This is a genomic window from Neptunicoccus sediminis (assembly GCF_001719615.1).
Classification (GTDB): domain Bacteria; phylum Pseudomonadota; class Alphaproteobacteria; order Rhodobacterales; family Rhodobacteraceae; genus Amylibacter; species Amylibacter sediminis.
In genome coordinates, this window is the sequence record NZ_MDVX01000038.1 from 21,960 (window position 1) to 28,552 (window position 6,593).

Here is a 6,593-nt window from a genome sequence, read left to right on the forward strand (position 1 = left end):
GGGTGCAGATACGCCGGAAAACCACAAAGTTCAAGGGGCCGCGTGCGTTCTGCCCCGTTTGGGTGCGCTGTTTCTGGTCAGGCCATCCCCTGTCCGAGAAGTTCCGCTTCATGGGCCTTCAGGCTGAACCGCGCCGCAGGACCATAGGCAGAGGGCGCGTCGGCCAGTTCGGGGAACAGCGCCAGAATTTCGGCGCGGGCGTCTTCAGTGACCGCATCAAGCGCCTGTTCGCCGGGATGGAAGCTTTCGGCGGGGGCGCCATTGGCGTGGACAATCTGGTGGGTGTCAAACAGCATGTGGAAATACTCCACCTCTGGCATCTCGGCGCGGTAGACTCCGTCCCAGCTCAGCAGGTGTTTGGCCGGTACCAGCACTTCCTTTTCGCAAAACAGCAGCTCCGCAACCGGACCTGAAACCAGCACGCGGTGTTGCGGGCTGACGATAAGATCGGCATGATTGCCCAGAACGCCTTTGGAAATCACGACAGGGGCAAAATCCCCCACAGCAGGCACCCTGCGTGACCCAATCCAGCGGATTTGCTGCAACCCGTGGTCCAGCGTCAGGATCTGATCCCCTTCGGACAGGTCTTCAATCAGCGCCTCGCCGCTGTGGGTCAGGATGCGTGTGCCACGGGCAAAGCAGATGATATTCTCGATCTGCGCGAAATCCACCCGCGTGCCATCCAGCAGGAACGCATAGCCGGTCAGACCGCCACTGGCATCATCGGCATCAGTGATAACCATAGAGCCTTTTTGAAGCTGTCCGGCAAAGTCAATCGTATCGCCCGCGCCGGTTTCGTCGCCTTCGCCACCGAAAATCGTGATCGGGCCGGACTGGTCCTGTGTCACGTCGATAGAGAAAGTGTCGTCCCCGTCCCCGCCATAGGCCAGATCGGATTTACCGAGGTACAGCACGTCGCTGCCTTCATCCCCGTGCAGCGTGTCGGCCCCGTCGCCGCCCGTTATTGTATCCGCACCGGCCCCGCCATAAAGCAAATCCGCCGCCGCGCCGCCGTCGATCATATCGACGTCGTCGCCACCATACACTGTGTCAGCACCGCCACCGCCGTTCAGCGTATCCGCTCCAGCACCGCCATAGATCGTGTCAGCGCCGGCACCACCATCAATGCTGTCCGCACCCGTGCCACCGTCAAGGGAATCACCGCCAGCGCTGCCGACAATGGTGTCGTCCCCGCCGCCGCCTTCAATCGACACGCCACTGTTAGACGCCGAGGCATCGACCGTATCCGCCTGATCCGTCAGGACGAGGATTTCCATGTCAGAGAAGGTCGCTGTGTCCGAACCGTCTGTCAGCGTGCCGGCCTCATCGCCGGTGTAGTTCACATCAACGCCGGTTGTCAGCGCTGAGGCATCCACAGTGTCATTGTCGCCACCACCCTCGCCGCCCGAGAGCGTATCATTCCCAAAGCCGTCACCAAGAATGAACGTATCCTGATCATCGCCACCAAACAGCGTGTCGTCCCCGCCGAGTCCGGTCAGGACGTCATTGCCCGCGCCGCCGTAAAAGATATTGGTGTAATCCGGCCCCTGCCCGTCATAGCCCGTCAGAACATCGTCAAAAGCAGAGCCGATCAGCCCGTCGATTCCACCATAGACATCACCCTGCGCATCGCCGCCTGTACCGGTGCCTGTGGTCAGATCAACCGTCACGCCCGATGCAGAGCTGCTGTAGTCGGCGTAATCCATGCCTGAACCGCCAAAGAGCGTGTCCGCCCCGCCGCCGCCCGCCAGCGTATCGTCGCCCGAACCACCAACCAGCGTGTCCGCAGCAGAACCGCCGGTCAGGGAATCGTCCCCGTCTGCGGCATTGACCGACACAGACTCGGTGCTGAGGGAGGCATCAACCGTGTCGTCCTGCGCGGTCAGAACCAGTTCTTCAATTTCCGAGAATGTGGCGATCTGGCCGGTGGCATCATTAATCGTGCCCGACTCGTTGCCGGTGTAGGTGACATCCATGCCACTGGTCAGCGCCGATCCGTCGATTGTATCGCTATCGGTTCCGCCCTCGCCGCCAACGATGCTGTCATTGCCAAGGTTATCTCCCAGCTGGAACACATCCGCATCATCGCCACCATAAAGCGTGTCGTCGTCTTCGCTGGCGTTGATCGTGTCCGACCCCGAGCCGCCATAGACCGTGTCGCTGTCGATACCCGCATCAATGCTGTCGTTACCGGCCCCGGCATCAATAATGTCGTCGTTGGCGCCAAGGGGAACAGCATCAAAATGGATATCGCTCAGCAGCATTTTCTGGCCGCCGGTTCCAAGGTTGTCATAGTCAATGACGATCGTGGCGACCGGACCGTCGACCTCGATCATGACCGAGCCGTCTGCCTCTGCTTCGGTGTCGTTGCCCGATCCGGCCGTAATGACGTTACCCGACACGGTTTCATTCCCAAGCACCGTGAAGGTTACGGGTACTTCGTTTCCGTCTACATCATAGGCGTAGACTCCGACCACATCCTGCCAGCTGCTGGTGTCGAGATCGTTGATGAAGAATTTCACATTCTCCACTTCGTCCCGCATGCCCGAACCGGTCGTCGAAGAGAAATTTATCGTGGTGGTCGAGGTATCGCCCACACCGCCAACGCCGCGAATTTCGATGCCGGAGGTCGGGTCAAAGCTGGGATCTCCGCCGACGTATTGGGTGCCATGCTCCAACGAGATCGTGTCGGAGTTCCCGTCATCAACAAAGGCAATATCCACCTCGATGCCGTTGACCGTATCGGTGATGCCGGAAGAAACGTCTTGTTCGTCCGCCCCCTGCGCCTGCCAGCTGAACGTGGATTCAACGGGCCGGTCTGTGAGGCTGTCATCATTGTCCACCCGATCGCCGTTGGGATCACCGGTGTAACTTTCATCAATAACATCGTCGCCCGCTGTCCCCTCGACCGTTCCATCCCCAAGATCGTGGGTGTAGTCGGCAAAGGTAAACACCGGATCACCGGCTGTGGCATCCGGCTCGTCATCGAAGGCCACGGTACGATAGGTGGTTCCCACGGACAGCGGCTGTTCTGAAAGTGTGTAGTACCCCGAAGCACTGCCCGAAGTGACGTGAAACGTGACGATCTGGAAGATATCACCAGTAGAGGTATCTTCAACGGTCCAGACTTCTGCTGCGCTGACGGCCACGCCTGTCGAAGTATCCCCGCCAATGGAAATATCTACCGCCGCGGTCTCACCGGCTGTGACGTCTTCAAGCGAAGCCCCCTCGATGCCGGTTCCGTTGTCGGTGATCGTGGCTACACCAGAGGAATTGGCTGGCCCGTTATACGTCGTCGTCCCCCCCGCACTGCGCGAAAAGACAAAATACGGGTCAAAGTTGTAGATTCCGACTGTATAGTCAGCCATTATTCCGCCTTAGCCTGAGGCACCTTTCGCTTTTTCTGCGGGTTCGGCACCAGAATTTCTTTCCGCTTTTATGGCATGGGAATGTGTCAGAAAGGCGGCTCGGCGGCTTATAGGCGTTTGTTCAGGCAGCATTTTTTGTGATTTTGCTGCAACTATCGTCAAATATGCCACAAATTTTTCTTAATTTACACGCGCTAAAATTGAGTGACGTAAAGTCAGGAAAGGGTTCTGCAAAGGCAAGCCAAACCTGATTCGAGCCGGCAAATCCCCGTAGCGGGAATCCGGTTTTAGATTGTGTGAAAGATTGATCTGGCAGGGGCTGAGGGACTCGAACCCACGACCCTCGGTTTTGGAGACCGATGCTCTACCAACTGAGCTAAACCCCTAGAACCAGATTGAGTGGTGGCGTAACGGCAAATCGGTTTTGATGCAAGAGGGGAAAACAGTTTTGACACTGCTTTCTCGTCAGTAGCTGCGGGAAAGCCCCGCAACGCAAGACAGTCTAGCGCAACCAGTCCAGATGTTTCACCAAAGCCCAAGGCGCCCCGTAGTCCTGCCGATCCCCCGTGTTCATCTGGTTCACCGTCACGTGCAGGTTCAGCACCAACAAGATGACCAACAGGGGCCAGGTCAGAATACGGTCCAGACGCCCAGCCGCAGAAGGATCGGCCCGCAGCAGGGAGATCATGCACAGAAAGCCGATCAGCACGGAAATTGCGCCGAAACGCACAACGTCAAACGCGATAATATTCAAGCTGAGCGGTGCAAGGACCGCCCCGACCAAAAGCACCCGCGTTAACACGCCCGAAGTGGCCGGTAACAGCCGCAGGTTCATCGCGATAAGCCAGAATGACATAATCAGCAGAGGCAACCCGTCAAACAGAATCCAGCTCCGGTAATCGAGCATCCCGCGTTTTTCGGCCATCATCGTCAGATTGTCCGAAAGCGTACGTTCCATCACGACCGTAGCCTCCGGCTCGGCCGTAAACTCTGACTTTGCTTCAATATGCGCGATGTAATCCGCCACGTCGTCTTGTGGCAGTTGCCCCCAGACCGACAATGCGAGCAAGGCCGCGACCCCGACAACCAGCGGGGCAAGGGCGCTTGGCGCGCGGCGCAGCGTCGGGCGGGACACCCAGATGTCAAAGACCAGAAACACCGCGAAATAGGGTAGCATGACTTCGTGCATGAACATGCCCGCACCAATGACAAGACAGCGCAAGGCGACACCCGAAACGCTGCGGGGATCAGTGAACAGCACCATTGAAACAAGCCCGATCAGCGCCAGATCAATGTAACCAGTGCTGGCAATGATCGCTGAAAAGGCAAAGGAACAAACGAACAGCAACATCCAGCGGGCAGCAGCAAAACTGCGGGCGCTCCATCTGGCAAAAACCGCCAGCAAAGCGGCCAATCCCGCCAGCGTCAGAACAGCGCTGGCAACAAATACCTCGGATCTTGAGACAGTCTCACCCCAATAGAGGTTTAGAACCTCCCCCCAAAAACCACGCCGCACCAGACCGTGTTCGTAATCGAAGATCAGCACAGTGGCGGTGAAGGAATTGGGCGGGAAGAAGTTGCGCAGCAGCGCAAGGCCGACGACCACCCAGATAAGGCGCATTAACCACAAGGGCGGTTTGGTCATGGTGTCAGGGTCTATACCCGCGCACGGGCTGCTTTGTGGATTTTTCACTGGCAGAACCTGCACTTAGGGAACGAGATGTTCACGGATGAGATAGGAAGCAGAGGTCTTGATCGCTTGCCGTGCCTCGATAAACTCCATCCCCAGCACCTCGGCTGCGGCGGAATTATCAAGCGGGATTTCCTGCCCTAACGAGGGTAAAATTCCCGCAACTGTCTTGTCGAACATTCCCATCAACCGCATCACCCAATCGGGTGCAAGACGGGTGGCAATCTTGCGATCCGGATACTCTGCCTTCAGCAGAAGCGCGATGTCCTGCATCCACATAAACCGCTCGGAGCCGATAAAGCGGTTACCGATACTTTCAGGGCGTTGCAGGGCGCGGACATGCATAAGGGCAATGTCCCGCACATCCACAACCGCCATGCCGATGTTTGGAACCATCGGATCCTTACCGGACAGCATCCGCGCCACAACCCCCAGCGAAGTTCCGATTTTAGCATCAAGCGGCGGGCCAAGCACCAGCGACGGGTTGATGGTCGTCAGTTTCATTTCGGGATGTTCCCGCACAAAATTCCAAGCCGCTTTTTCTGCTTTGGTTTTGGATCGGGAATACGGCGTGGCCAGAGGCGAATTGGCCTCCGACCAGTCGGTTTCATTGTAGCGGCTGCGCCCCGCTGCAAGGCGTTTGTTATAGATTGCCGCGACCGAAGATGTCAGGATCACCCGCTCCACTCCCGCGGCCTGTGCAGCGGTCATCGCACGCAAGGTTCCGTCCACAGCGGGTTTTATCAGATCGTCTTCGTCGGCCGGTGGCGCCATCGGAAACGGAGAGGCCGTGTGGATCAGGGCCTGACACCCTTTGAGCGCCTCATCCCAGCCCGCATCTTCATTCAGATCAAGCGTGCAAAACACAAGGCGGCTTTCAAGGTCCGTGGTGTCCTTGGCATGGGCCACCATCGCCGCCATGATCTCGGCACTGCGTGCGGGCGTGCGCACGGAAGCACGGACATCAAAGCCTTCGTTCAACAACTGGAGAATGACGTGCTTTGCGATGAAGCCGGAGCCTCCGGTCACTAGGATTTTCTTTTTACGTGACATCCAGTCCCCAAAAACACGTCTCACGTGTGAAATACTCAACAGAGGATAGCAGGTCTTTTTGCAATGGGTAAGACTGGATTTACCCCATCAGCGGCGGTTCACCGGACACATTGGCCCCGAAGCCACACCCCGCTGAACCCGAGGTGGAACTACCCCTGCCTCTACACCCGTTGTTCGGGGTGTTGCAGGGATTTTCAGGCGGCGCGCGCCCGAAAAGAAAACGGCCACCCCGAAGGATGGCCGCTAATCTAGTCACGTACAGGAACCGGACGCACCGGCACCGGTATTACTCGTTGATTTTGGAAACAACGCCGGAGCCGACTGTACGGCCGCCTTCGCGGATCGCAAAACGCAGACCCTGTTCCATAGCGATTGGGGCGATCAGTTCAACGTTGAACTTCAGGTTATCGCCTGGCATCACCATTTCTGTGCCGGATGGCAGTTCAACAGTACCGGTCACGTCTGTGGTCCGGAAGTAGAAC

Annotated in this window: 4 protein-coding genes and 1 tRNA gene; all 5 read right to left on the reverse strand. The window is 57.8% G+C overall.

Annotated elements, in window-relative coordinates:
* Positions 1-77: 77 nt before the first annotated feature.
* Positions 78-3,368 carry a Hint domain-containing protein gene (locus tag BFV97_RS17530; RefSeq protein WP_069301679.1) on the reverse strand — a complete coding sequence of 1,097 codons (3,291 nt, stop codon included), beginning with the start codon at positions 3,366-3,368 and terminating at the stop codon, positions 78-80.
* A 310-nt stretch (positions 3,369-3,678) separates the two neighbouring features.
* Positions 3,679-3,754: transfer RNA gene (locus BFV97_RS17535), tRNA-Trp, on the reverse strand.
* A gap of 116 nt (positions 3,755-3,870) precedes the next feature.
* On the reverse strand, positions 3,871-5,013 hold the full coding sequence (locus BFV97_RS17540; protein WP_069301680.1) for a hypothetical protein: 1,143 nt from the start codon (positions 5,011-5,013) through the stop codon (positions 3,871-3,873).
* Between the two features lie 63 nt (positions 5,014-5,076).
* Complete coding sequence (locus BFV97_RS17545; protein ID WP_069301681.1) at positions 5,077-6,111, reverse strand: SDR family oxidoreductase; 1,035 nt, start codon at positions 6,109-6,111, stop codon at positions 5,077-5,079.
* 286 nt (positions 6,112-6,397) lie between these two features.
* A partial coding sequence (locus BFV97_RS17550) for an EF-Tu C-terminal domain-related protein (RefSeq protein ID WP_483814929.1) occupies positions 6,398-6,593 on the reverse strand: 196 nt, incomplete at its 5' end.

Coding starts and splice junctions, on each gene's coding strand:
- BFV97_RS17545 (WP_069301681.1), bottom strand. CDS start 6,111: ATGTCACGTAAAAAGAAAATCCTAGTGACCGGAGGCTCCGGCTTCATC.
- BFV97_RS17530 (WP_069301679.1), bottom strand. CDS start 3,368: ATGGCTGACTATACAGTCGGAATCTACAACTTTGACCCGTATTTTGTC.
- BFV97_RS17540 (WP_069301680.1), bottom strand. CDS start 5,013: ATGACCAAACCGCCCTTGTGGTTAATGCGCCTTATCTGGGTGGTCGTC.